Source organism: Pseudomonas sp. AC070, from assembly GCF_979258635.1.
The window spans coordinates 3,054,803-3,080,567 of sequence record NZ_OZ409871.1; the positions used below are offsets into that span (position 1 = coordinate 3,054,803).

25 protein-coding genes and 4 tRNA genes are annotated in these 25,765 nt (G+C 60.9%); 7 read left to right on the top strand and 22 right to left on the bottom strand.

Annotated elements, in window-relative coordinates:
• Positions 1-108 precede the first annotated feature (108 nt).
• From ACZZ0Q_RS13695 to ACZZ0Q_RS13750, 12 genes are all read right to left on the bottom strand, one after another.
• Entirely contained in the window at positions 109-843 is a 735-nt protein-coding gene (locus ACZZ0Q_RS13695; protein WP_463541921.1) for a peptidase, read from the bottom strand.
• A gap of 88 nt (positions 844-931) precedes the next feature.
• The gene (locus ACZZ0Q_RS13700) at positions 932-1,726 is read right to left on the bottom strand and encodes a transglutaminase family protein (protein WP_463541920.1); all 795 of its coding nucleotides are present in this window, start codon (positions 1,724-1,726) and stop codon (positions 932-934) included.
• Positions 1,723-2,673 (bottom strand): alpha-E domain-containing protein, encoded by a 951-nt coding sequence (locus ACZZ0Q_RS13705; RefSeq protein WP_122497968.1) that lies wholly within the window; start codon positions 2,671-2,673, stop codon positions 1,723-1,725. Before ACZZ0Q_RS13705 ends, ACZZ0Q_RS13700 begins: the two co-directional genes overlap by 4 nt.
• A gap of 2 nt (positions 2,674-2,675) precedes the next feature.
• On the bottom strand, positions 2,676-4,085 hold the full coding sequence (locus ACZZ0Q_RS13710) for a circularly permuted type 2 ATP-grasp protein (protein WP_463541919.1): 1,410 nt from the start codon (positions 4,083-4,085) through the stop codon (positions 2,676-2,678).
• Between the two features lie 606 nt (positions 4,086-4,691).
• Positions 4,692-5,399: a type 1 glutamine amidotransferase gene (locus tag ACZZ0Q_RS13715; RefSeq protein WP_463541918.1), complete on the bottom strand. Its 708-nt coding sequence runs from the start codon at positions 5,397-5,399 to the stop codon at positions 4,692-4,694.
• 139 nt (positions 5,400-5,538) lie between these two features.
• On the bottom strand, positions 5,539-5,880 hold the full coding sequence (locus ACZZ0Q_RS13720) for a ribonuclease E inhibitor RraB (protein WP_463541917.1): 342 nt from the start codon (positions 5,878-5,880) through the stop codon (positions 5,539-5,541).
• Between the two features lie 209 nt (positions 5,881-6,089).
• Positions 6,090-7,037 (bottom strand): alpha/beta hydrolase, encoded by a 948-nt coding sequence (locus tag ACZZ0Q_RS13725; RefSeq protein ID WP_463541916.1) that lies wholly within the window; start codon positions 7,035-7,037, stop codon positions 6,090-6,092.
• Positions 7,021-8,496, bottom strand: coding sequence for a flavin-containing monooxygenase (locus ACZZ0Q_RS13730; RefSeq protein ID WP_463541915.1), 1,476 nt, complete (start codon positions 8,494-8,496; stop codon positions 7,021-7,023). The genes ACZZ0Q_RS13725 and ACZZ0Q_RS13730 overlap by 17 nt, the downstream gene beginning before the upstream one ends.
• Before the next feature lie 92 nt (positions 8,497-8,588).
• Complete coding sequence (queF, locus tag ACZZ0Q_RS13735; RefSeq protein WP_463541914.1) at positions 8,589-9,419, bottom strand: NADPH-dependent 7-cyano-7-deazaguanine reductase QueF; 831 nt, start codon at positions 9,417-9,419, stop codon at positions 8,589-8,591.
• A 92-nt stretch (positions 9,420-9,511) separates the two neighbouring features.
• Positions 9,512-10,291 (bottom strand): ABC transporter permease, encoded by a 780-nt coding sequence (locus ACZZ0Q_RS13740; RefSeq protein ID WP_463542331.1) that lies wholly within the window; start codon positions 10,289-10,291, stop codon positions 9,512-9,514.
• An 11-nt stretch (positions 10,292-10,302) separates the two neighbouring features.
• On the bottom strand, positions 10,303-11,235 hold the full coding sequence (locus ACZZ0Q_RS13745) for an ABC transporter ATP-binding protein (RefSeq protein ID WP_122497959.1): 933 nt from the start codon (positions 11,233-11,235) through the stop codon (positions 10,303-10,305).
• Between the two features lie 135 nt (positions 11,236-11,370).
• On the bottom strand, positions 11,371-11,991 hold the full coding sequence (locus ACZZ0Q_RS13750; protein ID WP_463541913.1) for a glutathione S-transferase family protein: 621 nt from the start codon (positions 11,989-11,991) through the stop codon (positions 11,371-11,373).
• A 411-nt stretch (positions 11,992-12,402) separates the two neighbouring features.
• Here ACZZ0Q_RS13750 and ACZZ0Q_RS13755 point away from each other — a divergent pair, with 411 nt between their 5' ends.
• Positions 12,403-14,850, top strand: a complete 2,448-nt coding sequence (locus ACZZ0Q_RS13755; RefSeq protein ID WP_463541912.1) for an acyl-CoA dehydrogenase — start codon at positions 12,403-12,405, stop codon at positions 14,848-14,850.
• 81 nt (positions 14,851-14,931) lie between these two features.
• Positions 14,932-15,342: a PA2817 family protein gene (locus tag ACZZ0Q_RS13760; protein ID WP_122453276.1), complete on the top strand. Its 411-nt coding sequence runs from the start codon at positions 14,932-14,934 to the stop codon at positions 15,340-15,342.
• Between the two features lie 182 nt (positions 15,343-15,524).
• Here the strand turns inward: ACZZ0Q_RS13760 and ACZZ0Q_RS13765 are convergent.
• The 4 genes from ACZZ0Q_RS13765 to ACZZ0Q_RS13780 all read right to left on the bottom strand — a co-directional run bounded on the left by ACZZ0Q_RS13765 (position 15,525) and on the right by ACZZ0Q_RS13780 (position 15,924).
• Positions 15,525-15,600 (bottom strand) — tRNA-Gly (locus tag ACZZ0Q_RS13765).
• 19 nt (positions 15,601-15,619) lie between these two features.
• Positions 15,620-15,695 (bottom strand) — tRNA-Glu (locus ACZZ0Q_RS13770).
• A gap of 47 nt (positions 15,696-15,742) precedes the next feature.
• A tRNA-Gly gene (locus ACZZ0Q_RS13775) sits at positions 15,743-15,818 on the bottom strand.
• 30 nt (positions 15,819-15,848) lie between these two features.
• Positions 15,849-15,924: transfer RNA gene (locus tag ACZZ0Q_RS13780), tRNA-Glu, on the bottom strand.
• Positions 15,925-16,147: 223 nt separating this feature from the next.
• Between ACZZ0Q_RS13780 and ACZZ0Q_RS13785 the strand changes: the two genes are divergently transcribed.
• Positions 16,148-16,915: a hypothetical protein gene (locus ACZZ0Q_RS13785; RefSeq protein ID WP_463541911.1), complete on the top strand. Its 768-nt coding sequence runs from the start codon at positions 16,148-16,150 to the stop codon at positions 16,913-16,915.
• 187 nt (positions 16,916-17,102) lie between these two features.
• On the opposite strand, the gene ACZZ0Q_RS13790 is transcribed toward ACZZ0Q_RS13785, so the two are convergent.
• Positions 17,103-17,585, bottom strand: coding sequence for a GAF domain-containing protein (locus ACZZ0Q_RS13790; protein ID WP_463541910.1), 483 nt, complete (start codon positions 17,583-17,585; stop codon positions 17,103-17,105).
• Positions 17,582-18,472, bottom strand: coding sequence for an ATP-binding protein (locus ACZZ0Q_RS13795; RefSeq protein WP_463541909.1), 891 nt, complete (start codon positions 18,470-18,472; stop codon positions 17,582-17,584). Before ACZZ0Q_RS13795 ends, ACZZ0Q_RS13790 begins: the two co-directional genes overlap by 4 nt.
• A 65-nt stretch (positions 18,473-18,537) precedes the next feature.
• On the opposite strand from ACZZ0Q_RS13795, the gene ACZZ0Q_RS13800 reads away from it, so the two are divergent.
• Positions 18,538-20,904: a hybrid sensor histidine kinase/response regulator gene (locus ACZZ0Q_RS13800; protein ID WP_463541908.1), complete on the top strand. Its 2,367-nt coding sequence runs from the start codon at positions 18,538-18,540 to the stop codon at positions 20,902-20,904.
• Here ACZZ0Q_RS13800 and ACZZ0Q_RS13805 read toward each other — a convergent pair.
• The 3 genes from ACZZ0Q_RS13805 to msrB all read right to left on the bottom strand — a co-directional run bounded on the left by ACZZ0Q_RS13805 (position 20,888) and on the right by msrB (position 22,442).
• Positions 20,888-21,379 (bottom strand): MarR family winged helix-turn-helix transcriptional regulator, encoded by a 492-nt coding sequence (locus ACZZ0Q_RS13805; RefSeq protein ID WP_463541907.1) that lies wholly within the window; start codon positions 21,377-21,379, stop codon positions 20,888-20,890. The genes ACZZ0Q_RS13800 and ACZZ0Q_RS13805 overlap by 17 nt on opposite strands.
• A 10-nt stretch (positions 21,380-21,389) precedes the next feature.
• Positions 21,390-21,875, bottom strand: a complete 486-nt coding sequence (locus ACZZ0Q_RS13810) for a glutathione peroxidase (protein WP_463541906.1) — start codon at positions 21,873-21,875, stop codon at positions 21,390-21,392.
• Between the two features lie 174 nt (positions 21,876-22,049).
• Positions 22,050-22,442, bottom strand: coding sequence for a peptide-methionine (R)-S-oxide reductase MsrB (gene msrB / locus ACZZ0Q_RS13815; protein WP_122453283.1), 393 nt, complete (start codon positions 22,440-22,442; stop codon positions 22,050-22,052).
• 183 nt (positions 22,443-22,625) lie between these two features.
• Here msrB and ACZZ0Q_RS13820 point away from each other — a divergent pair, with 183 nt between their 5' ends.
• The 3 genes from ACZZ0Q_RS13820 (at position 22,626) to htpX (ending at position 25,259) form a co-directional block, all read left to right on the top strand.
• A complete protein-coding gene (locus tag ACZZ0Q_RS13820) occupies positions 22,626-23,837 on the top strand; it encodes a pyridoxal phosphate-dependent aminotransferase (RefSeq protein WP_122497941.1) in 1,212 nt (403 codons plus the stop codon).
• A gap of 6 nt (positions 23,838-23,843) precedes the next feature.
• The gene (locus ACZZ0Q_RS13825; RefSeq protein ID WP_463541905.1) at positions 23,844-24,296 is read left to right on the top strand and encodes a hypothetical protein; all 453 of its coding nucleotides are present in this window, start codon (positions 23,844-23,846) and stop codon (positions 24,294-24,296) included.
• Between the two features lie 90 nt (positions 24,297-24,386).
• Entirely contained in the window at positions 24,387-25,259 is an 873-nt protein-coding gene (htpX, locus tag ACZZ0Q_RS13830; RefSeq protein WP_122453286.1) for a protease HtpX, read from the top strand.
• Between the two features lie 115 nt (positions 25,260-25,374).
• Here htpX and ACZZ0Q_RS13835 read toward each other — a convergent pair whose 3' ends face one another.
• The gene (locus ACZZ0Q_RS13835) at positions 25,375-25,707 is read right to left on the bottom strand and encodes a ComEA family DNA-binding protein (RefSeq protein ID WP_463541904.1); all 333 of its coding nucleotides are present in this window, start codon (positions 25,705-25,707) and stop codon (positions 25,375-25,377) included.
• Positions 25,708-25,765: the final 58 nt, after the last annotated feature.

Below are 25,765 nucleotides of genomic sequence, written 5' to 3' on the forward strand. Positions count from 1 at the left end.
CGGGCGAGGGGTGACTGTGGCCGGGCAAAAGAGGTAAGCCCAAACGCGCATTGAGCCCCCTCTCCCGCTTGCGGGAGAGGGCTGGGGTGAGGGGCCGTGCTGTTGGCCCTACGCCGAATACTCCGGCGGCAACGGCGGCAACTCGTCCAGCAACTGGCTCAACCCCACCGACCACTGCTGGCGAACCCCTTCAAAATACGGGTCACTTTCCAGCACGCGAAATCCGGCTGGCACTTGCAGGCTGTCGGCTTTGTACACGACCACGTCCAGCGGGAAGCCGACCGACAAATTACTGCGAATGGTCGAGTCGAACGACACCAGCGCGCAGCGCAAGGCTTTGTCGAGGTCGGTGTGGTAGTTCAGAGCGCGGTCGAGGATCGGTTTGCCGTATTTGCTTTCGCCAATCTGGAAGAACGGCGTGTCGTCGGAGGCCGAGATGAAATTGCCCAACGGGTAGATGTTGTACAACTCAGCCGGCTGGCCGCTGATTTGCCCGCCGACCAGAAACGAGCAGCTCAGATCAACGCCCGCCGCCATCGGCGAGTTGGCGTCGCGCGCCATGACTTCCCGCATCGTGTCGCCCACCAGCGTGGTGGCGCCGTACAGGTTGACCACGTTGTTAAGGTGCACGCCGTCGTGGTTCAGGCGCGTGCGCAGCAGGTTGATCACCGCTTGCGAGGTGGCCAGGTTGCCGGCGGTTTGCAGCACGATCAGGCGCTCGCCAGGTACGGCGAACACATGCAGTTTGCGAAAGGTGGCGATATGGTCGACACCGGCATTGGTGCGCGAGTCAGAGACAAACACCAGGCCTTCGGCCAGGTTCAAAGCAACGCAATAGGTCATTGGTATCCACACAGGCAAGGACGCCCGAGGTAGCAACTACTGCGCCGGGCGTTATGGAAATTAACCGCTTATTGCGCGGCTTTTGGCGTTACTGCTGTTGCACACGCATCGGCGACACTTCGACATGGGCGTGCATCTGCTCCACACCGCCGCCTCGGCGCATACCGCGTACTGGGCAGGCGTCGAGGTAATCCAGGCCGACAGCCAATTTCAGATGACGCTCGGGTTTGGCCAGGCAGTTGGTGACGTCGAAGCTGTACCAGGCGCCATCAAGCCAGGCTTCAGCCCAGGCGTGACTGGCGAGGTGGTCGTCGCTGTCGGTGAACAGATAACCCGACACATACCGCGCCGGAACGCCCAGGCTGCGGGCGCAGGCGATAAACGCATGGGCTTGGTCCTGGCACACGCCTTTACCACCGGCGAAGGCTTCGGCCGCGCTGGTTTGCACGTCGGTGACGTCGGGCTGATAACGGATGCGCGCGTTGAGGCCGAGCATCAAATCAATCATGCAGGAGCGGTCGCGACGGCTGCTGCATTGCACCAGAGCGAACTCGCGCAAGGCCTGATCAGCCTCGGTGAGCTTGGTGGTGCGCAGGAACGGCAGCGGCGATTGCTCTTCGTGCTCGCACTCGCTCGATTCGTCGATTTCAACCTGGCCGCGTGCGCCGAGCAGAATGCTTTCGTGCGGCTCGTCCAGGGTCAGCACGTGAAGAATATTGCCGTAGGGGTCGAGCTGCGCGCGCACCGGGCGGGGCAAGTTCAGTTCCCAGCTGATCACCTGCTGACGCTCGCTGTCGTGCGGGGTCATGCGCAGGTATTGGATGCTGTTACGCACCTGATCTTCGTAGTGATAGGTGGTGTCATGGCTGATTGAGAGTCTCATGCGACCTCCAGGTAAGACGTTTGAATGGCCTGGCCTAGCTTGCGCACCAGCAGGATGAAATCGGTGAGCCAGCCGTGCAGGCCCTCGTCGAGCACTTCATTGATGCTGGTGTAACGCAGGCGCGCTTCCAGCTCCGCCGCCAGACGCTGCGCCGGCCGGCCGTTTTCTCCCGGCAGGCTGGCGAGCATCAGGTGCAGTTCGTCCATGCACGAGCGCAGGGAACGCGGTACATCGGGACGCAGCAACAACAGCTCGGCCACCTTGCGGGTGCCGGGCGAGCCACGGTAGATCTCGGCAAATGCCTCGAAGGACGACAGCGCCCGCAGCAAGGCGGTCCACTGGTAATAACTGCGCGCCGGGCGGCCATCGTTTTCGTCGATGTCTTCGCCGAGCATTTCGTAGCGAGCATCGAGCAGGCGCAGGGTGTTGTCCGCGCGTTCGATGAATGTTCCCAGGCGAATAAAGCGGTATGGATCGCCACGCATGATGGTGCCGAAGGTGGCGCCCCGGAACAGGTGCGAACGTTCCTTGGCCCACTCGCAGAAACGGCTGATGCCGTAACGGCCCAGGCCCTGTTCAGCGATGCCACGAATCTCCAGCCAGGTGGCGTTGATGTTTTCCCACATGTCGGCGGTGATGCGCCCGCGCACGGCATGGGCGTTGGTGCGCGCCGCTTGCAGGCAGCAGTAAATGCTGGCCGGGTTTTCCGAATCCAGGGCAAAGAAATGCAACATGCGCTCGGCATGCAGCGGGCCGTGGCGTTCCAGGTATTCATCCAACGTGCCGGTAATCAACAGCGGCAGCGCCAGTTCTTCCAGGCCATTGCCGCGCCCGTCTTGCGGCATCAGCGACAGCGAATAGCTCACTTCCAACATGCGCGCCAGATTCTCGGCACGCTCCAGGTAACGGGACATCCAGTACAGGTCAGAGGCAGTGCGGCTCAGCATAATTAGTCCTCCACCACCCAGGTGTCTTTGGTGCCACCGCCTTGCGACGAGTTCACCACCAGCGACCCTTCTCGCAACGCCACGCGGGTCAAGCCGCCTGGCACCACACGGGTGTCTTTGCCGGACAGCACGAAGGGGCGCAAATCGATATGGCGGGGCGCGATGCCGTTTTCCACGAAGGTCGGGCACGTAGAGAGGCACAGCGTCGGTTGCGCGATATACGCCTCGGGACGGGCGATCAACCGGGCGCGGAAAGTTTCGATCTCCGCCTTGCTGGCCGCTGGCCCCACCAACATGCCGTAGCCGCCGGAGCCTTGGGTTTCCTTGACCACCAGATGCTCGAGATTGGTCAGTACGTGCTGCAACTCCACCGGCTCGCGGCACTGGAAGGTCGGCACGTTTTTCAGAATCGGTTCTTCGTCGAGGTAGAAACGAATCATCTCGCCGACGTAGGGGTAAATCGATTTGTCGTCCGCCACGCCAGTGCCGATGGCATTGGCCAGCACCACATTGCCGCTGCGGTAGGTCGACAGAAGGCCCGGCACGCCGAGCATGGAATCCGGGTTAAACGCCAATGGGTCGAGGAAGGCGTCGTCGAGGCGGCGGTAAATCACATCCACCTGCTTGGCGCCGGCGGTGGTGCGCATAAACACCTTGTCGTCGCGCACAAACAAGTCGGCACCCTCGACCAGTTCCACGCCCATTTCACGGGCCAGGAACGCGTGCTCGAAATACGCGCTGTTAAAGCGCCCGGGCGTCAGCACCACGACGTTGGGGTTATCCAGCGGGCTGGAGCTTTTCAGGGTATCGAGCAGCAAATTGGGGTAGTGATCGATGGGCAGCACGCGCTGGGCGGCAAACAGCTCGGGGAACAGGCGCATCATCATTTTGCGGTCTTCGAGCATGTAGCTCACGCCGCTGGGGGTACGCAGGTTGTCTTCGAGCACGTAATACGTGCCATCGCCATCGCGCACCAGGTCGACGCCAGAGATATGCGCGTACAGATCGCGGTGCAGATTCAGCCCCTGCATCGCCAGTTGGTAACCCTCGTTGGCCAGCACCTGCTCGGCCGGAATGATGCCGGCTTTGATAATGCGCTGGTCGTGGTAGAGGTCGGCGAGAAACATGTTCAACGCCTGCACCCGCTGGATGCAGCCGCGCTCGACAATGCGCCACTCACTGGCCGGGATGCTGCGCGGAATGATGTCGAAGGGAATAAGCCGCTCGGTGCCTTGGTCGTCGCCGTACAAGGTGAACGTGATGCCAGCGCGGTGAAACAGCAGATCAGCTTCGCGGCGGCGCTGCGCCAGCAACTCATCCGGGGTGTCGGCCAACCAGCGCGCGAACTCCCGGTAATGCGGACGGCATTCGCCGTTCGCCAGGTACATCTCGTCATAAAAGGTGCGGGTCATGCCGTACTCCTTGTCACCCGGACGTGCATAGGTATTGCAAAGCCCGAGCCATCCGTCTTATTCGTTAAATATCAATCACTTGAAAATAAGACACTTACCCTGCGCACCATAATCGCGCATTCCTTGACGCACCGTGCGTGGGCACGCCCTGTTGCGCGGCACCCTTGAAGATAGCCGCTTCGCTTGGGTGTTTCCTTATGACCAGTGGAGTTGGGGTTGATTGCAACTAAATATGGGGGCTCTGAAGATCGGCGCGGTCGACAGTTGGGAATCCAGGCTCGGTCAGGTAATGGTGCTCGCCATGCAAGCCTGGATCCCGAATCGTCGGACCGCCGCCTTCGCGAGGATGACGGAGGTTTTTACTGCTGGCTGTATGTCGACGGACGCATTGCAGGAATGCGACAACCGCTAACAAAACACCCGTCATCCTCGCGGACGCGGGGATCCAGTATCTCGGAAAGATCGCCTTAGCCTGACCCACTCTGGATCCCGAACCGTCGGACCGCCGCCTTCGCGGGGATGACGGAGGTGTTAGTGATGGCTCTATTTGTAATGACGAATCGTAAAATCACGACAATCCCAAACAAAACACCCGCCCGCCCCACCTCACCCAAACGCCAACCCCAACCACCGCCGATAAAACCCCTCCGCCACCGCATTCAACGCCGCCACCTTCTGCGGCAAATCCTCAAGCATTTTGCGTTTCGACTGCTGACTCGGCTGGGTCTCGTCCAGCAAATGCTCAAAGTCGGTCAGCCACAGCTGCACCAGCTCTTCGGTCATTTCCGGGTGCCCTTGCAGGGCGAAAATTTTGTCGCCCCAGGCAAACGCCTGGTTCGGGCACCACGGGCTTGAAAGCAAGCGCTGGGCACCGGGTGGCAGGTCGAAGGTGTCGCCGTGCCATTGGTAGATCGGGAATTCGTCCGGCAGGTGTTCCAGCCACGGGCTGGGCTCGGTTTGGCTGGCCTGCCACAGCGGTTGCCAGCCAATTTCCCGGTACGGCATGCGGTGCACCTCGGCGCCGAGCGCTTTGGCCAGCAATTGCCCGCCAAGGCAATGGCCGATTAGCGGAATGTCGCGGGCGATAAACCGTTGCAGCGCGGCAATCTCGACATCCAGCCACGGCAAAGGGTCGTTGACGCTCATGGGCCCACCCATAATCGCTACGGCTTTGGGCTGCTCAAGGTCGTAACCGTCGAGCTCGCCCAAGTCGGCGCGCAGCACGGAGACATCCAGCTGGCGCTCGTCGAGCACCCGCGCCAGATGGCCCGGCGGGCAATAGTCGACGTGGGTAAGAATCAGAATGTCGCTCATCACTGAACCGCCTCTTTTTCCACCTGATCAGGCAAACGTCGTGCCGAGGCAGAGTCAGCGTTTCAGAAAAAGTCGCCGCGCACCGACCCGCTTGTGGCCGGCCGGTGCTTTCGGGGTTATGTCACCCGGCGTCAGCGGGTCAAACCCGCAAGCCTTTGAGTTCCTGCGTAACGCCCCAACCGTCGAGAACGCCACCCAACGGGGCGACCATCGACTCCAGGTCATGCTCGAACGCACCAATGCCGTCATAGGTGGCGTACATGACTTTGCTGATCAACACGTGCCAGGCGCCGTCGTCACGCTCGCTCACCTGGGCATTGAGTACTTCACTGCGAAATTTTTTCGCCACCTGGCGGGCCCGCTCCTCATCGGGAAAAATGGCGTAAAACTCGATTGGGTGAATGCGGGCAAAGTCGAAGCCGCCCTCTTTCATCCGGCGCAACACATTGCTGCTGATGTCGTTATGGCTTGCTGTGCTCATGATGCGACCCCCTCACATGCGATGGATGGTTTGACCGCTTTCCCATTGCTGCTGCCAGCTGACTGCGCTGACGTTGCGACAGGCCTGAAAGACCCATCACCCGAGGCTTGTTGCATTTGCGTACTGCGGCGTAGAGCGTGTGCTAGCGGGCGCCCAGCAAGGACGCCCTATTCCAGCGTAGTGCCTTTCCCACATTTGTGCAGCGTGGGTTACAGACCTTTGCGTTCTGCGATGGCCGCAAAGCGCGTCTGGATAAAGCTGCCGACCCGCGCCATGGCCACGTCGGCGATGTCCAGCAACCCGGCGTGAGCCTGAAATACATGCCAGCAGCCTGGATAGCGTTGCAGGTGAACATCCACGCCGGCTGCGGTGGCGCGCTCGGCAAGGCGCAGGCTGTCGTTGAGCAGCACTTCGTCTTCCCCGACCTGAATAAGCAGGGGCGGCAAGCCGCTCAGGTCGGCGTACACCGGCGACAGAAACGGGTCGCGACGATCAACCTGCGGCGGGCAAAACAGCGAGCCGGCCTGGTGGATCCAGGCCAGGCTCAGCAATGGATCGCCCGCGGGCGGCTGGTGCAACTGGGTAAGGCTGGCGTCTGTCAGCGGCGAGAAACACACCAGCGCCGCCGGCATTGGCAGCTCGTTTTGCTTGATGCGCAAAGCCAGGCCGAGCGCCAGATTGCCGCCAGCCGAATCGCCACCAAGCATGATCTGCTCGCCGCCGTAGCCTTGAGCCAACAGCGCCTGATAGGCCGCCAGGCCATCGTCGAGCCCGGCGGGAAACGGGTGCTCGGGCGCCAGGCGGTAGTCCAGCGCACACACGGCCAATTGGCCGCGCTTGGCCAAATGCCCGGTGATGGCGCGGTGCGTGGCTGGCGAGCCGATCAGGTAGGCGCCGCCATGGAAATAGAGCATCACCCGATCGCTCTGCTGCGCCGGCCGCTGCCACTCGCAGGGCAATCCGGCGAGCGTCTCGGCGCTGCGGCTGACTCCACGCGGCGCGACTGTGGATGCAGTCAATGCGCGCAGAATCGTGCGCTGGGCGGCGATCGGCATCGGTGGGCGGATCAGCCCGCGAAACAGCACCTTCAAACTGGTGCGCAACACAGCGGCCAAAACGCGCTGGCTCAAGCGCGGCGGTTCAACGAATGCAGTCATAGTTCGCAAGCTCCGGGCGACGGGTGTGATGGCGGTAGGTAAAGGTGAAACCGGGCCAGTTGTTGGTGTTTTTGCCGCTGGCGGTTTTGTACCAACTGTCGCAACCCTGCTGCCAAATGGAGCGGTCGATGGCCTTGTGCAGCGATTCGTTGAAGCGCGCCTGCACCGTGGGCTTGAGGTCCATGTAGCGCAGTTGATGCTGCTGCAACTGTTGCAGGCAGCCGAGCACGTAGCTGAATTGGCTTTCCAGCATGTAAATGATCGAGTTGTGGCCCAGGTTGGTGTTGGGGCCATAGAGGATGAACAGGTTGGGAAACCCGCTCACGCTGATACCCAGATACGCCTCGGCGCCCTCCTTCCAGGCGGCGTTCAAGTCGCGCCCGTTGAGCCCGGTGATATGCATGGGCGCTAGAAAATCGGTGGCCGCGAAACCGGTGCCGTAGATAATCGCGTCCACCTCGCGCTCGCGCCCATCGGCGGTGCGGATGCCGGTGGCGGTCACCGCTTCGATTTCCTCGCCCACCACCTCGACATTGGCCCGCGTCAGCGCCGGGAAGTAGTCATTGGAAATCAGGATGCGCTTGCAGCCCATGGGGTAATCGGGCGAAAGGCGCTGGCGAAAGGCGGGGTCGGCAACGCTGCGGTTCAGGTGCAGGCGAAAGCGCAGCTGCATGGCGGTCATCAATTTGGGCACCACGGTGAACGCCAGCACCCGCGCTTCGTGCTGAATGTATTTGAGGCCGCGGTCGAGGGTTTGCAGCCACGGCAAACGGTGCATCACGGCGATTTCCCACGGGCGATAGGCGCGGTCTGGCTTATGCAGCACGTACGCCGCCGAGCGCTGGAACACATGCAGCTGCGCCACCTGCGGGGCAATCTGGGGAATGAACTGAATGGCGCTGGCGCCCGTGCCGATCACCGCGACGCGCTTGCCGTTGAGGTCGTAGTCGGCGTTCCAGCGTGCCGAGTGAAAGGCTTCGCCGGTGAACTGCTCGAGCCCGGCGATGCGCGGCAGCAGCGGGCGGTTCAGTTGCCCGCAAGCGCTCACTAAAGCCTGAGCGCTAAAGGTTTCGCCATCGGTACAGGTGACTTGCCACATACCGGCTTCGGCATCGAACACGGCACTGGCCACCTCGCGGTTGAAGCGTATGTGCGGGCGCACCTGGTACTTGTCGGCGCAGTGCTGCTGGTAGGCAAATATTTCCGCCTGGGGCGCGAACTTGCGCGTCCAGTCGGTTTTGGGCTCGAAGGAGAAGGAATACAGGTGCGAAGGCACGTCGCAGGCGGCGCCAGGGTAGCGGTTGTCGCGCCAGGTGCCGCCCAGGTCGCCGGCTTTTTCCAGCAGGACGAAATCGGCGATGCCGGCGCGCTTGAGGGTAATTGCCAAGCCGATGCCAGCGAAGCCGGCACCGATAATCAGCACACGCAACGGCGCGGCTGACGGGGACGTTTTAGTCATTGTTGTTATCCCGATGATCGTCGGGGCTAAGACTAAAGCGTGCGCATGGGCAGAAACAACGGGTACGTCCGTACTAGCTCGAAACGCACCGGTTATTGGCGGACTAGGCGTCGATTGTCCGGCGAAATGGCGCCAAGGCTGCGGTACGGGTTGATGTCCAGACCACCCCGACGCACATAGCGGGCGTAAACGGTCAGGCTTTCGGGCTGCAGTAGGCGTTGCAGATCAAGAAAAATGCGCTCTACGCACTGCTCGTGAAAGTCTGCGTGCTGGCGAAAGCTCACCAGATACGCCAGCAGACTGGCCGCATCCAGCGCCGGCCCACGGTAGCTGACCACCACGGTGCCCCAGTCCGGCTGGCCGGTGACCGGGCAGTTGGACTTGAGCAAATGGCTGTGCAGGCTCTCTTCCACCACGCGGCTGGTGTCGCAGCGCAGCAGCTCGGGCTGCGGCTGGGCGTAGTTGCTGATGGCGACGTCCAGCTCATCAATGCAACGCCCCGGCAATGCTGTCACGCCCTGCGCTTCCACCTCGGCCAAACTGCGCACCCGCACGCCGACCGGCTTGCCGGCGGCGGCGCTGAGGTCTTTTTCCAGCACCACCTGCAACTCGCCTGGGGTGGCAAACACGCTCTGGTTGAGGGAATTGAGGTACAGCTTGAAGGACTTGGATTCGATTATGTTCGGCGAGTCGGCGGGAATCGCAAACTCACCAATCGCCACCACCGGCTTGCCCGACGGCAGCAGCCACGACAGCTCGAAGCAATTCCAGAAATCGACACCCTGATACGGCAGCGTTTCAGCCGTAAGGCCCAACTCGGCCCATTTCGGCGCGCGGGGAATGGGGTACAGCAGCGACGGCGTGTAGGTAGCGATGTATTCGCTGGCCTTGCCTAATGGGGAGTGTTCGACGGCGGAATGCATGGCGGCGACCTGGCGGGAAAAAAAACGCGGCAATTGTATACAAATTGCCGCGTCTTGGGACGTACGTTGGGGTGTGCCGAGTAGCCAGGCGATTACTGGCGCATGCCTCGCCCACTCTTCAGCAACTGCACACAGGCGATGTAAAGCACCGTGGTCGCCACGACCATAAAGCCGATGGCAATGCTGATGCGAATATCCGACACGCCCAAAATGCCGTAGCGGAAGGCGTTGACCATATGCAGCACGGGGTTGGCCAGCGACACGGTTTGCCAGAACGGCGGCAGCAGGTTGATCGAATAGAACACCCCGCCCAGGTACGTCAGCGGCGTCAGCACGAAGGTCGGAATAATCGAGATGTCGTCAAAGTTGCGCGCAAACACGGCGTTGATAAACCCGCACAGCGAAAACACCGTGGCCGTCAGCAGCACCACCAGTACGGTGATGCCCAGGTGGTGCACTTGCAGCTTGGTGAAGAACAGCGACAGCAAGGTCACGATCACGCCCACTGCCAGGCCGCGCAGCACGCCGCCGATGACGTAGCCGATAAGAATGGTGTGCGGCGACACCGGCGCCACCATCAGCTCTTCTACCGAGCGCTGGAATTTGCTGCCGAAGAAGCTCGACACCACGTTGCCGTAAGCGTTGGTGATCACCGACATCATGATCAGGCCGGGCACGATGTACTGCATGTACGTAAAGCCGCCCATGTCGCCAATCTGCCGGCCGATCAGGTTACCGAAGATGACGAAGTACAAAACCATGGTGATCGCTGGCGGCAGCAGCGTTTGCGGCCAAATCCGCATAAAGCGGCGCACTTCGCGGTAGACGATGGTGTTGAGGGCAACCCAGTTGGCTTGCAGTTCGTTGTTCAAATAATCGTGTTTCATACCGCCACCTTCGCCAGGTTTTTTTCCACCAAGGACACGAACAGCTCCTCCAGGCGATTGGTTTTGTTGCGCATGCTCAGCACCTGAATGTGCTGTTCGCCAAGTTGGCGGAACAGCTCGCTAATGCCCAGGCTCTTTTCCACTTGCACCGCCAGCGTGTGGTCGTCGATCAACTGCGCGGGGTAGCCGGGCAAGGTGGGCAGCACGGTGAGCGAGTCTTTGAGGTCGAGCAGGAAGGTTTCCACGTGCAGCTTTTTCAGCAGGCTGCGCATGCTGGTGTTTTCGACGATGCGGCCGTGGTCGATGATGCCGATGTTGCGGCACAGCTGTTCGGCTTCTTCGAGGTAGTGGGTGGTGAGAATAATGCTGATGCCCTGCTCGTTCAGCTCGGTGAGGAAGGTCCACATCGAGCGGCGCAGTTCGATGTCTACACCGGCGGTGGGTTCATCGAGAATCAGCAGGCGCGGTTGGTGAATCAGCGCGCGGGCGATCATCAGCCGGCGCTTCATGCCGCCGGATAATTCACGCGAGGCCGAGTTGCGTTTGTCCCACAGGCCGAGCTGGGTCAGGTATTGCTCGGCGCGCTCTTTGGCGATGCGCTGGGGAATGCCGTAGTAGCCGGCCTGGGTCACGACGATGTCGAAGACTTTTTCGAACTGATTGAAGTTGAATTCTTGCGGCACCACGCCCAGACAACGCTTGAGCTGCGAGGGCTCGCGGTCCAGGTCATGGCCGAACACGTTGACCGTGCCGCTGGATTTGGTCACCAGAGTCGAAAGAATGCCGATGGTGGTCGATTTACCGGCGCCGTTGGGGCCGAGCAAGGCGAAGAAGTCGCCTTCGGCTACGTCCAGGTCGATGCCGTGCAGTGCTTGAAAGCCGTTGCCGTACGTTTTGGTCAGGCCACGGATAGACAGGGCAGAACTCATAGGAAATACACACTTGTATAAGAAAAATTGAAGCGGGAGGCGCGGCCGCCGTGTTCTCAGGCGTTACGGCGGGCCGCGCAGTTTAGCGTCACCGCAGTAGACGGCTAAGCGGTTCCCAGGTTGTTTTTTTATCGGTCAGGTCAGCGCCGTCATCACCGCTGTCTGGTACGCAGGCCGCTGTTTCAGGCGCTCGTACCACGCCTGCAGATGGGGCAGATCGGGGCGTTGAATAGGCATTTCAAACCAGGCGTAGATGCCAGCGCCGAGCGGGATGTCGCCCATGCCGAACTGCTCACCGGACAAATACGGCTGGCTGGCCAAGGCCTCATTCGGCATTGCCAGCAGTTCACCGCAGCGCTGCAAGGCGGCAGCGATACGCGCTTCGTCGCGCTGCTCGGGCGGGGTGCGCACCGTACCCCAGAACAAATCGCGGAACGCGCCGGCGAACACTGAGGTGGACCAGTCCATCCACTTGTCGCCAATGGCACGCTGGGCTGGGTCTAGCGGGTACAACACACCGTCGCCGTATTGCGCCGCGAGGTAACGAACGATGGCGTTGGACTCCCACAGCACCAAGTCGCCGTCTTCGATCACCGGCACCAAACCGTTGGGGTTCATGGCGCGGTAGTGCGGTTCGTTCACCACACCGAAAGCGCCACCTGCATCGCGTCGTTCGTAGGGCACCCCTACTTCTTCGGCGGCCCACAACGCCTTGCGCACGTTGCCGGAATTCTTGCGTCCCCAGATCGTCAGCATCGGTTTGTTACCTTCTATTTCGCTTTTTTTGGCTCAGGCATCCTACCTGCCTGAGCCAAAGAAAACAGACTTGGAAATTGATGTTAGCTATCGAGGCGCTTCATGGTTCCGGGGTTTTGCCCCAGCGCATCGCCTGCACCCGCTTAGCAGCAGTAAAGACTGACTGAGCAGTCACGCCAACCGCGGCGTGCGCGGCCGTTATCCAGTGCGAACTGAACAACGCGAGGGTGGTCACTATCACTGAAGCGGCCGGGGCAAGGTGTTCAGTCACCTGGGTTTCCTGGGGGTGCCGAGTTCAATTCGATGACGCCAAGCCTGGCTTGGCGCCCTTCTCGCCAGTCCCTCTCTCGCCACACCTACTAAGCTCGACACGGTCGGCATTCAGCCGGTCCGTTCCAAGGAGGACGTTGCATGCTTGCTGTCTGGTTAGTTGTTCTGGTGCTGGGCGTGGCCTTTCTGGCCCACCGTCGCCTTTCGCCGTTGCCTGCCATTGGCATCGTCGCCGTCTACCTGGTGCTCATGGGCGTTTACAGCCATGCACCGACCTGGCTGATGGCGATTCTGTGGCTGGTGCTGATCGCCATCACCGTGCCGCTGATACTGCCGGAACTGCGCCGCAAGCTGTTCACCGCGCCGCTGTTCGCCTGGTTCCAGAAAACCTTGCCGCCGATGTCGGAAACCGAGAAAGACGCCATCGAAGCCGGCACCGTCTGGTGGGACGGCGAGCTGTTCAGCGGCCGCCCGGATTGGAACACCTTGCTCGCCTACCCCAAGGCGACGCTTACGGACGAGGAACAAGCGTTTCTCGACGGCCCCACCGAAGAACTGTGCGCGATGGTCACCGACTGGGACATCGGCCAGCACATGGATTTGCCTGAAGCGGCCTGGCAGCACATTAAAGAGCACGGCTTCTTCGCCCTGATCATTCCCAAGGAATACGGCGGCAAAGGTTTCTCGGCCTACGCCCACTCGCAAGTAGCGATGAAACTGGCGACCCGCAGCGGCGACCTGGCCTCTACCGTGATGGTGCCTAACTCGCTCGGCCCAGCGGAATTGCTGCTGCACTACGGCACCGACGAACAGCGCCAGCACTACCTGCCACGCCTGGCTCGCGGCGACGATATTCCGTGCTTCGCCCTTACCGGCCCGCTGGCGGGTTCCGATGCTGGGGCCATGCCGGACGTTGGGATCATCTGCAAAGGTCAATGGAACGGCGAAGAAGTGATTGGCCTGCGCCTGACGTGGGAAAAACGCTATATCACCCTTGGCCCCGTAGCGACGCTGCTCGGTCTGGCGTTCAAGGCCTACGACCCGGAACACTTGCTCGGCGACGAAGAAGACCTGGGCATCAGCCTGGCGCTGATTCCGACCGACACCCCTGGGGTGGAAATCGGCCGTCGCCACTTGCCGCTGGGCGCCGCGTTTATGAACGGCCCCAACTCCGGCAAAGACGTATTCGTGCCGCTGGACTACCTCATCGGCGGCCAGCCGATGTTGGGCAAAGGCTGGATGATGCTGATGAACTGCCTGTCGGTAGGCCGTTCGATTTCGTTGCCCGCGGTGGGCACCGGTGCGGCCAAATACACCAGTCTGGTCACCGGCCAGTACACCCAGGTGCGCGAGCAGTTCAACGTGCCGCTGGCGGCATTCGAAGGTATTCAGGAAGCGCTGGCGCGCATCGGCGGTAATGCCTGGATGATGGACGCCGCGCGCATCCTGACTGCCAACGCGGTCGATCTGGGCGAAAAACCCTCGGTGCTGTCGGCGATTCTCAAGTACCACCTCACCGAGCGCGGTCGCGAGTGCATCAGCCACGCCATGGACGTACACGGCGGCAAGGGCATCATCATGGGCCCGAATAACTACTTGGGCCGTTCCTGGCAAGGCGCGCCGATTTTCATCACCGTGGAAGGCGCGAACATTCTGTCGCGCAACCTGATGATCTTCGGCCAGGGCGCTATTCGCTGCCATCCGTACGTGCTCAAGGAAATGGCCCTGGCCGGCCGCGAAGACCGCGACCGTGCACTGGTGGAGTTCGATGAACTGCTGATCCAGCACATCGGTTTCGCCGTGAGCAACGCCGCCAGCAGCCTGATTCTCAGCCTGACCTTCGGCAAAATCGGCCGGGTGCCGGGCGACAGCTTCAGCCAACCCTACTTCCGCGCGCTTAACCGCCTGGCCGCTGGCTTCGCCATGCTCGCGGACTTCAGCATGATGCTGCTCGGCGGCGAGCTGAAACGCCGCGAACGGTTGTCGGCGCGCCTGGGCGATGTGCTCAGCAACCTGTACCTGGCCTCGGCGGCGCTCAAGCGTTACCACGACCTCGATTACCCGGAGCATTTGCGTGCGTCGGTGAGCTGGGCGATGGAAGAAAGCCTGGGCAACGCCGAGCAGGCGCTGGCCGACTTGCTGGAAAACTTCCCCAACCGCTTCTTTGGCTGCGCGCTGAGCTTGCTGGTGTTTCCGTTCGGCCGTCGCCACAAGGGCCCATCGGATGCACTGGATGCCGAGATTGCTGGCATTCTCACCCGCCCTGCCGGCGACCCGGCACTGGAAGCGGTGCTGGCCGGCTGCTTCCGCCCAACCGACCCGACCGACGCTGTGGGCGCGCTGCAACATGCGGTGAACCTGCTGGGCGCCAGCCACGGGCTGCATAAAAAGCTGCATGTGGCAGTGAAAGAAGGTCGTCTCACGCCGCAGCCAGGCGAAAGCCTGATTGATGCGGCACTGGCGGCCGGCGTGCTGCAAGCCGAGGAAGCGCAGAACCTGCGTGACGCGGAAGCGGCGCGGCGTCGCGTGATCGATGTGGACGATTACGCCAAAGAAGAACTGACCCTGGGCGAAGGCAAGATCCGCTAACGCCCACCCCAGGCGGCAACACGACAACGGGCGCGAAGGCCTCTATACTTCGCGCCCGTTTTTGTTGCTGAGGAATCGCCCATGTCCAGCCCCTATCTCGACCATCACTTGGCGCTGCTGACCCACCTGCGCGGCATTCTGGTTGCGCTGGGCGAAGCCGAACAGGTTCCGGAAGAAAGCCACGCGCTGTTTCTGGAACGCTTCGACGAATTGCTCACCCTGCTGCCGCAGGAGCCTGAGCAAAGCCTGTATTTGGGCCAGGACTTGATGTGCCAGGTCATCCACCGCTACCCGCAAATCGCCCATCTGGTGCCGCGCGACTTGCTGTGGTTCTTCGGCGGCGACTGCCTGCACTTTATGCCGGACGAAGAAATCACCCTGTTCCAGGCGCTCGATGAACGTCGCTACGAAGCCGAACAGAACGACGAGCCGTTCGACTGGGAGCGCGAGAAGCAATTCCTAGCGATTCCCCGCGAAGGCAGCACCCACTGACGCAAACGCTTCTGCACAACCTGTAGGAGCGGCTTCAGCCGCGAAGCGATTGGCCAGGCGGCGCCGTTTTCAGGCACGGCCAATCGCGGCTAAAGCCGCTCCTACAAAAACGGATTGGGCTTTTCGACCACAAATCGCGCACAAACAAAAACGCCGCTCAGTGAGCGGCGTTTTTGTTTATTTGGAGCGGGAAACGAGACTCGAACTCGCGACCCCGACCTTGGCAAGGTCGTGCTCTACCAACTGAGCTATTCCCGCAATACATCTACAGCTTGAATGGCGTCCCCTAGGGGACTCGAACCCCTGTTACCGCCGTGAAAGGGCGGTGTCCTAGGCCACTAGACGAAGGGGACATCAACCTTTTTTACCAGCAACGCCTAACAGCACTGCCGTCTAAATTTGGAGCGGGAAACGAGACTCGAACTCGCGACCCCGACCTTGGCAAGGTCGTGCTCTACCAACTGAGCTATTCCCGCATCTACAGCTTGGTTTTACCGCCTGGAAAATGGCGTCCCCTAGGGGACTCGAACCCCTGTTACCGCCGTGAAAGGGCGGTGTCCTAGGCCACTAGACGAAGGGGACACAGGTTGTGCATGACGCACATTTTCCAACCTTCGCTGCGCTTGCGTATTGCCTTACGCTGCGAAGTGGCGCGAATTCTAGGGAGCCTTTTGAGGGTCGTCAACACTTCAGTGAAAATTAATTTAAATCAATGACTTCTGTGTAGAAGCTGGTCGGTGTCTATCCGCAATAGCACATAGGCACTACACTCGGCCGAAACTCCAGCAGTCGAGAGGTTCTAAAGGTGTCCCCACTCGTAATCACTCTACTGATCGTAGCGGGCATCGCGATCCTGTTCGTGATCGGTTACATCAACCATACGGTAGAGAACAGCAAACTGGAGAAGGCCCGCCAAAAGGCCGACTTGGGCGATCGTCTGCGCCGTTGTGCAGATGTTTCCGACTCCCTTCCCGGCCAGTTCATGTCCCCTGCCCTCAAGCAGCTGCTCAATAGGTTGATGCTGCAATTTGCCGAACGCTTGCTGGCCGTCGACAAGAGCCAGACCGCCGTCAAAGACCGCGCGGAAGAGCTGCGCGGCCTTATCGGCCAAGGCGATGCGCTGGTAGTGCGTAACCCGCCGCAGCCGATCGTCAACGAAGCCAAAGCCAAAGACGTGCGCGTGGTGCTGGAGATTCTCCACGGGCAAATTACCCGCGCCGCGCAAGACAAACTGTTGCCCACCGCCGAAGCGAAAACCTGGCTGGAAGAAGTTCGGCACATTCTGGTGCAGGTGCACATCGAGCTGTTTACCACTGCCGGTCAGAGCGCGATGCAACAAGGGCAACCCGGCCATGCGCGACTAGCCTTCGAACGCGGCGTGCAGTACATCCGCAAACAACCCGACGCCAAACGTTATCAAGCACCGCTCAGCACACTGGAAAAACAACTGGCACGCGCCAACGCCATGGTGCTGGAAAGCAACAAGCCGGCGGCCGACGAAACAAACGAGCTCAACGAGGGCATCAGCTCGATGGGCGACGAAGACTGGAAGAAAAAGAACATGTACGACTGAGTGTTCTCAGCGCCAAAAAAAGCCCGGCTCGATGCCGGGCTTTTTTTTGGCGGTATGCGTTGGGCTGCGCTGCGCTTAACCCAACCTACGAAGCTCCTGTAGGAGCGGCTTCAGCCGCGATGCTGTTGAAACCATCGCACCTAATCGGAATGCCGCCCGGCCGCTCTCCCAGGATAAGCGTGTGCCATCAACACTCCGTCAACCGCAAAAATATCGCCGCCAACGCTTCAACCCCACGCTGATCCGCCTCACTGAAGCGCGCCAGTTTCGGGCTGTCCAGGTCCAACACGCCGATCAGGCGCCCTTGCTTGACCAAAGGCACCACGAGCTCACTATTCGACGCACTGTCACAGGCGATATGCCCAGGGAATTCATGCACATCTTCCACCCGCTGGGTTTGCAGACTGGCCGCCGCTGCGCCGCACACGCCTTTGCCGAAGGGAATGCGCACGCAAGCGACCTGACCCTGGAATGGCCCAAGCACCAGTTGCTCCTGTTTATTCAAGTAGAAGCCGGCCCAGTTCAGGTCGTCCAGCTGGGTATAAAGAAATGCGGAAAATTGCGCGGCATTGGCGACGAAATCGCGCTCATCCGCCAGCAGTGCTTCCAGCTGCGCCGCCAACAGGCCGTAGCCTTCGAGGCCTGCGCCGGTGCTTTGTAAATCGATCACGACTGTTTCTCCAATAATTGCAGGCCGACCCAATTGCGGGCGAACTGATAGGCACAACGGCCGTTACGGTTGCCACGGCTGGTGGCGTAGCGCGCAGCGAGCACGCCGAGCTCTTCGCTCCACGCCCAGTCGAGGTTGGCCTGCTTGGCCAACACACCGATCCAGTGGCGCACCACGTCGTGAAAATGTTCCTGAGTGAACGGGTAGAACGACAGCCATAAGCCGAAGCGATCGGACAGGGCGATTTTGTCTTCAATCGCCTCGCTGGGGTGCAGTTCGCCGTTGACCATTTTGCTGTCGAGGTTGTCGCTCTCTTTCTCCGGCACCAAGTGCCGGCGGTTCGAGGTGGCGTAGAGCAATACGTTATCCGGCGCCCGTTCCAGCGAGCCGTCGAGCACGCTCTTGAGTACACGGTAGTCGCCCTCGCCCGCTTCGAACGACAGGTCGTCGCAGAACAACACGAAGCGCTGCGGCAGCTTAGCGATCAGCTCCACAACGCGCGGCAGGTCGGCCAGGTAGTCACGCTCGATCTCGATCAAGCGCAGCCCTTGCCCCGCCAGCTCGGCCAACAGCGCCCGCACCAGCGACGATTTACCGGTGCCACGCGCGCCCCACAGCAAGGCGTGGTTAGCGGGCAAGCCGGCGACGAATTGGCGAGTGTTGCGGGCTAAGTGATCGCGCTGGGTGTCAACGCCGATCAAGTCGGTCAGGCGCAAGTCGAGGCTGACTTCCAGCGGCTGCAAATAGCCGCCACGGCCTTCGCGATGCCAGCGCGCGGCGACGGTCTGCGACCAGTCCACCTCAACACGCAAGGTTGGCAACAACGGGTCGAGGCGCGCCAACACCGCGTCGGCACGCTCCAGAAAGGCATTCAAACGGGAGTCCACGATTTACTCCTTTTTTGCGAAGGGAAACTCAATGACGGCCGGGCAAGCAGCAAATCTATTCAGCTATGCTTGCCCCATGCTCAGAGACGAGGCTGGTTCACGACCTTATGGATATAACGCTCACCCATCGCCTGTCGTTCAAACAGGCCAGCCTGACGGTTCTCGTGGCGTTGATCCTCGGCACCTTGCTCAGCCTGCTGCAGGTGAGCAGCGATTATGCCAGCGAAGACGCCTCGATCAACCGCGAGATACGCGCGCTGTTAGAGATCAGCCATAACCCGGCGACGCGCATCGCCTACAACATCGACACCGAACTGGCGCAAGAGTTGGTCGCAGGCCTGCTGCGCTCACCCGCTGTGATCAACGCGCAAATCATCGACGACACCGGCACCAGCCTGGCCAGCGCCACCCGCTCGCGCATCAACAGCCCCTATCGGATGTTCAGCGACCGGCTGTTCGGCCAGAGCCGTCATTTCGAAGACCCGCTATTCGTTAACCATTCGCCCACCGAAACCATCGGCCTGCTGCGCCTGGAAGTCGACACCTTCGCCTTTGGCAGCAATTTTCTACGACGCGCGCTGGTCACGCTGCTGAGCGGCTTCGCCTACAGCCTGCTGCTGTCGATGATTCTGCTGGTGGTGTTTTATTTCATGCTGACCAAGCCGCTCACCGACGTAATTCAGGCCATCAGCGCCCGCGACCTGCGCCGGCCGACCCGGCAGAAGCTGCCCTGCCCGTCTGGCCATGAGAACGACGAGATCGGCATTCTGGTGGACGTGACCAACCAGCAACTGTCGAGTCTGTCGGAGGAAGTCGAGCACCGGCGCAAAGCCGAAGACCAACTCACGCAGTACCTGGGCGAGCTGGAAAACATCATTTCGGCGCGCACCAACGAACTCAAAGCCAGCAACACCCGCCTCACCCTTTCCAATCAGGAACTGGAAAGCGCCCGCGCCCGGGCGAACCAGATGGCCCTGGCCCGCGCCACGTTTCTGGCCAACATGAGTCACGAAATCCGTACGCCACTGAACGGCTTGCTGGGCATGCTCGGCCTGGCGCTGGACAGCCCGCTCAGCGCCGAACAGCGCCAACAACTGAGCATTGCCCACAACTCCGGCAAGGTGCTGGTGGAGTTGCTTAACGACATCTTGGATTTGTCCAAATTCGAAGCGGGGCAACTGGAGCTGGAGTCGATTCCGTTCGACTTCGCCACACTGGTGGAAGACACCGCCAACCTGCTCTCGCAAAACGCCGCCGCCAATGTTGAATTGACCTGCCTGATCGACCCGCGCCTCCCCGCCCTGCTGCTCGGCGACCCGACGCGGGTTCGACAAATTGTCAGCAACCTGCTTTCCAACGCCCTGAAATTCACCCACAACGGCCGCGTCGACATCCGCATCGCCTTCACCGACCCAGGCATCCGCATCACCGTGACCGACAGCGGCATCGGTATCGCCGAAGACGCCCAAGCGCGCATTTTCCAACCCTTCGCCCAAGCCGGCGTCACCATCACCCGGCAATACGGCGGCACTGGGCTGGGGCTGGCGCTCACCCGCCAACTCTGTGAAGCCATGCACGGCAAGCTGACGCTGAAATCGGTGTTGGGCGCGGGCAGCGAATTCTGCGTTGAGCTGCCGCTGGCCTCCGCCGCACCACCGGCCTTGCTGCCGGCGCTGAGCGGGCGGGTCGTGGGGCTGTGCGGCGCCCAGACCGGCTTGGCCGAGCTGCTGCAAACGGTTCTGCCGGGTTGGGGGCTGAGCTATCAGCGCCTGGGTGGCTGCCTGGCGCCAACGCTGCAAAACGCCGACTTGGTGATTACCGACCGCGCCGAAGAACTGGCCAACCTGCGCGAGCACTTCGCCCACACGGTGCTGTTTATCAGCGCCTATGGCAGCTTTCTACCCAGCGACCTGACCACTAGCCTGGCGCCAGTGCTGCAGCTACCGCGCCCGCTGTCGCGTGCCGCCCTGCACAAAGCCTTGCAGCGTTCTCTTGAACCGGGCGGCGAGCCCGTTTCCTCGCCGGCGCCGGCCAACGCGCCGATGGCCCTGGAGCAAAAGCGCGTGCTGCTGGTGGAAGACAACGCTGTGAATCAACTGGTGGCCAAAGGCATGCTGAGCAAAGCCGGCTGCGAGGTGCTGTTGGCTGTCAATGGTGTGGAGGCGCTTGAGGTGTTGGAGCGCGAGGCCATCGACCTGGTGCTGATGGACTGCAACATGCCGGTGATGGATGGCTATGAAGCAACTCGGCGCATCCGCCAGCAGCCTCGCTGGAGCGACCTGCCGATTATCGCCCTCACCGCCAACGCTCTGCCCGACGAGCGCGAGCGGTGCCGAGCGGCCGGCATGAACGACTACCTGGCCAAGCCGTTCCGCCGTGACGAATTGCTCGCCCTGCTCAACCAATGGCTGCCCGCTACGGCGTTGTTATAAAGCGATCCAGCAAGCCGCCAAGCTGCTCGCGCAGGCCATCGAGTTCATTCAGGTCCAGCCCGCTTTCGCACAGCAATCGCTGCTTGAGCGGCAGCACCTGCGCCTTCAACGCCAAGCCTTCAGCCGTAAGGGCCAAATGCACTTCGCGCTCGTCGCGGGCGCTGCGCTGACGCACCACCAACCCCAACTGCTCCAGGCGCTTGAGTAACGGCGTGAGCGTGCCGGAATCCAGCAGCAATCGCTCGCCCAGCGCTTTCACCGTCGGCTGCTCGGGCGGCGCCTGCTGCCACTCCCACAACACCAGCATGGCCAGGTATTGCGGGTACGTAAGGCCCAACTGATCGAGCATGGGCTTGTAGCCGCGAATGACCGCGCGCGAGGCGGCGTAAAGCTTGAAGCACAGCTGCTTGTCGAGCTGCAGCGACGCGGCGGCGTCCAGCTGCGGCGCCGTTGGAAGAACATCGTGTTGACTCATCGACCCTGGCTCACTTGAGCAACGCTTCGATCTCGCTGGTCAGCTCTTCGGGCTTGGTCAGCGGAGCAAAACGCTTCACCACCTGGCCGTCTTTACCAATCAGAAACTTGGTGAAGTTCCACTTCACGCCCTGGCTACCGAGCACACCTGGCGCGCGCTTTTTCAGTTGCACGAACAGCGGATGGGCCTCGGCGCCATTGACGTCGATCTTCTTGAACAGCGGAAAGCTGACACCGTAGTTCAGCTCGCAGAACTCGGAGATGGCGCCTTCATTGCCCGGCTCTTGCTTGCCGAACTGGTTGCAGGGGAAGCCGAGAATCACCAGGCCTTGATCCTTATAGGTCTGCCACAGCTCTTCCAGGCCCTTGTACTGCGGAGTAAAGCCGCATTTGCTGGCAGTATTCACCACCAAAACAGCCTTGCCGCCGAAGTCGGCCAGGGTTTTCTGCTCACCTTTGATGGTGGTGGCGGGGATGCTGAACAGGGTGTCGCTCATGGGTGCGGGCTCCGCGAAAGGGATAGGTCGAGCGACAAGATAGTTAACAATTGAATTGTGTGCAATTTAAATAAGCACAACTCTTGGCCCTGTAGGAGCGGCTTTAGCCGCGATGCTCTTCTCAGCATCGCGGCTACTCACAATGCCGCCCGGCCGCCCCTACAAATCAGCGCCCTACCTCGGCTCCAACTTCAACGAAGCCGAGTTGATGCAATAGCGCATCCCAGTCGGTGGCGGGCCATCCGGAAACAGGTGCCCAAGGTGCGCATCGCACTTGGCGCAGGTCACTTCAATACGGTGCATGCCGTGGCTGAAGTCGTCCTTGCTGGCAATCGCCGCGTTCGATGCTGGCTGGTAATAGCTCGGCCAGCCGGTACCGGAATCGAACTTCGCTTCGGAGTCGAACAACGCCGCGCCGCAGCAGGCGCAGTGATAGACGCCAGGGGTTTTATCGTCGTGGTATTTGCCGGTGAAGGCACGCTCGGTACCGCCCATGCGGCAAACGTGGAACTGCTCGTCCGAGAGCTCCTCGCGCCAGGCGTCCAGCGGTTTTTCAAGCTTGTCCATGGGGTCACCTCATTGGCTGAAAAAAGCCCGGCCTGTACCTTTTCCCAGGTTCGGGCCACACGTATGATTGCCGCACTTCAAGGTCCGGCAGACAGGTGTTTAGACGCCAGTCTGTCATCCGCGTTACAGGCTGCCAAGCCACGTTGCCCAGTCTCGGGTCAGCGCTTTACTCAGGACGCTCACATGCAGGTCAGCAAATCGAACAAGCTCGCCAACGTCTGCTACGACATTCGCGGGCCCGTGCTCAAGCACGCCAAACGCCTGGAAGAGGAAGGCCATCGCATCCTCAAGCTGAACATCGGCAACCCGGCGCCGTTCGGTTTTGAAGCCCCGGAAGAGATCCTTCAGGATGTCATCCGCAACCTGCCCACCGCCCAGGGATACAGCGACTCCAAAGGCCTGTTCAGCGCCCGCAAAGCGGTGATGCAGTACTACCAGCAGAAGCAAGTTGAAGGCGTGGGCATCGAAGACATCTACCTCGGCAACGGCGTGTCCGAGCTGATCGTGATGTCGATGCAAGCCTTGCTTAACAACGGCGATGAAGTACTGATTCCCGCGCCCGATTACCCGCTGTGGACGGCCGCCGTGAGCCTGGCCGGTGGCAATCCGGTGCACTACCTGTGCGACGAGCAGGCCAACTGGTGGCCAGACCTGGACGACATCAAGGCCAAGATCACGCCGAACACCAAGGCCATGGTGATCATCAATCCGAACAACCCCACCGGCGCCGTGTACTCCAAAGAAGTGCTCGAAGGCATGGTGGAGTTGGCTCGCCAGCACAACCTGGTGCTGTTCTCGGATGAGATTTACGACAAGATTCTCTACGACGAGGCCGTGCACATCTCCACCGCCTCGCTCGCGCCGGACGTGCTGTGCCTGACTTTCAATGGCCTGTCGAAGTCGTACCGCGTGGCCGGTTTCCGCTCCGGCTGGGTGGCCATCTCCGGGCCGAAGCAAAAGGCCCAAAGCTACATCGAAGGCATCGACATCCTCGCCAACATGCGCCTGTGCGCCAACGTGCCAAGCCAGCACGCGATTCAAACCGCGCTGGGCGGCTACCAAAGCATTAATGACTTGGTGTTGCCGCAAGGTCGGCTGTTGGAGCAACGCAATCGCACCTGGGAACTGCTCAACAGCATTCCTGGCGTCAGCTGCGTGAAGCCGATGGGCGCGCTGTATGCCTTCCCGAAAATCGACCCAAAGGTTTGCCCGATCCACAATGACGAGAAGTTCGTACTCGACCTGCTGCTCTCGGAAAAGCTGCTGGTGGTTCAGGGCACCGCGTTCAACTGGCCATGGCCAGACCACTTCCGCGTGGTCACCCTGCCGCGCCTCGACGACCTCGACCAGGCCATCGGGCGCATTGGAAATTTCCTAAAAACCTATAGCCAATAAGCCGCCATGGACCTGCAAATCGACGACTTTTATAAAGATGCCGCAGCAGGCCTCCTGCTGCTGTACCAGGCCTTCCCGCGCAAAGTAGGCCTGTACGTCGAAGACATTATCGGCCGTGAAGAACCGGACGAATTCGGCCTGCCCAGCAAGCGCCACGAAGCGTGTCTCGGTGCGCTGCTGTGGCTGGCTGATGAAGGCTATCTGCGTTATGAATCGACCATTCATTACGACGCGCTCGACCAGGCGGTGCTGAGCGAAAAAGGCTTCCTGCGGCTGTCGCGCGGCGTGCCCCATGCCGTGGCCGATGGCGATGCGTTGCCACCCAGCGTTCGCCGTGTGCATTCCACCCTCGCCCATCAACTGCGCGAGGCGTTGCAACAGCAGCACAGCGAGCGCATCGCACGCCTCACCCGCCTGCTGTTTACCAGCACGCTGACCGGCGCAAACGACACAGTTTGAAATAGTCGCCGAGTTGTATAGCGCGGGGGGCCGCCCTTATATACCCCGCACTAGTCGAACGTCTTTTGCTCAAAGGAGAAGCCTTACACCATGATGCGCATTCTGTTGTTCATGGCCACCAACCTGGCGGTTCTGTTAATCGCCAGCATCACCCTCAAACTGCTCGGGGTGGACCGCTTCACTGGCCAGAATTACACCAGCCTGCTGGTCTTCTGCGCCGTGTTCGGTTTCGCCGGTTCCCTGGTCTCGCTGTTCCTGTCCAAGTGGATGGCGAAGATGAGCACCGGCACTCAGATCATCAGCCAACCGCGCACCCGTCACGAACAGTGGCTGCTGCAAACCGTGGAAGAGCTGTCGCGCAACGCCGGCATCAAAATGCCGGAAGTGGGCATTTTCCCCGCCTACGAATCCAACGCCTTTGCCACCGGCTGGAACCGTAACGATGCCTTGGTCGCCGTTAGCCAGGGTTTGCTGGAGCGTTTCTCGCCAGATGAAGTGAAAGCCGTACTGGCCCACGAAATTGGCCACGTTGCCAACGGCGACATGGTGACCCTGGCGCTGATCCAGGGCGTGGTGAACACCTTCGTCATGTTCTTCGCGCGAATCTTCGGTAACTTCGTCGACAAGGTCATTCTGAAAAACGAAGAAGGCAACGGCATCGGCTTCTACATCGCCACGTTCTTCGCCGAGATGGTGCTGGGTATTCTCGCCAGCGTGATTGTCATGTGGTTCTCTCGTCGCCGCGAATTCCGCGCTGACGAAGCCGGTGCCCGCCTGGCAGGCACCAGCGCCATGATCGGTGCCCTGCAGCGTCTGCGCTCCGAACAGGGCGTGCCGGTGCACATGTCCGAGACCCTGACTGCCTTCGGTATCAACGGTGGCGTGAAAGGCGGCCTGAAAGCCCTGTTCATGACCCACCCACCGCTGGAAGATCGCATCGCTGCTCTGCAAGCTCGCGGTTGAGTCTGATGGCGTAACAAAAGGGCGACTTCAGGTCGCCCTTTTTCATGCCGAAAATTCATCCCGCAAACAAAGAAGGCCGATCAGTGATCGGCCTTCTTTGTTTCCCGCTTAGCGCTTAGTTAACACTTAACTTTGCGCGGTTCTTCTCCAGCGTTGATGCGCCAATACCCTTCACCTCCAGCAACTCATCCACCGAAGTAAACGGGCCGTTAGCCTCACGATAATCAATGATCGCCTTGGCCTTGACCTGACCAATACCGATGAGGTCCTGCTGAAGCGTTTCCACATCGGCCGTATTGAGATTGACCATACCCGCCTCCGCAGCCTTGAGCGGCTGAGAAACGACAGGTTGATTGGGTACGGCTTTGGCGGGCTCGGCAGCAAAGGTGCCGGCGGAAAACAGCGTGAGGGTGGCGAACAACAGAGAAGACACGTATCCGATACGCATGATGAAGCTCCTGGAGTGGGTTACGCAGAGCGCGATACGCCCTGCGGTGGCCAACTTA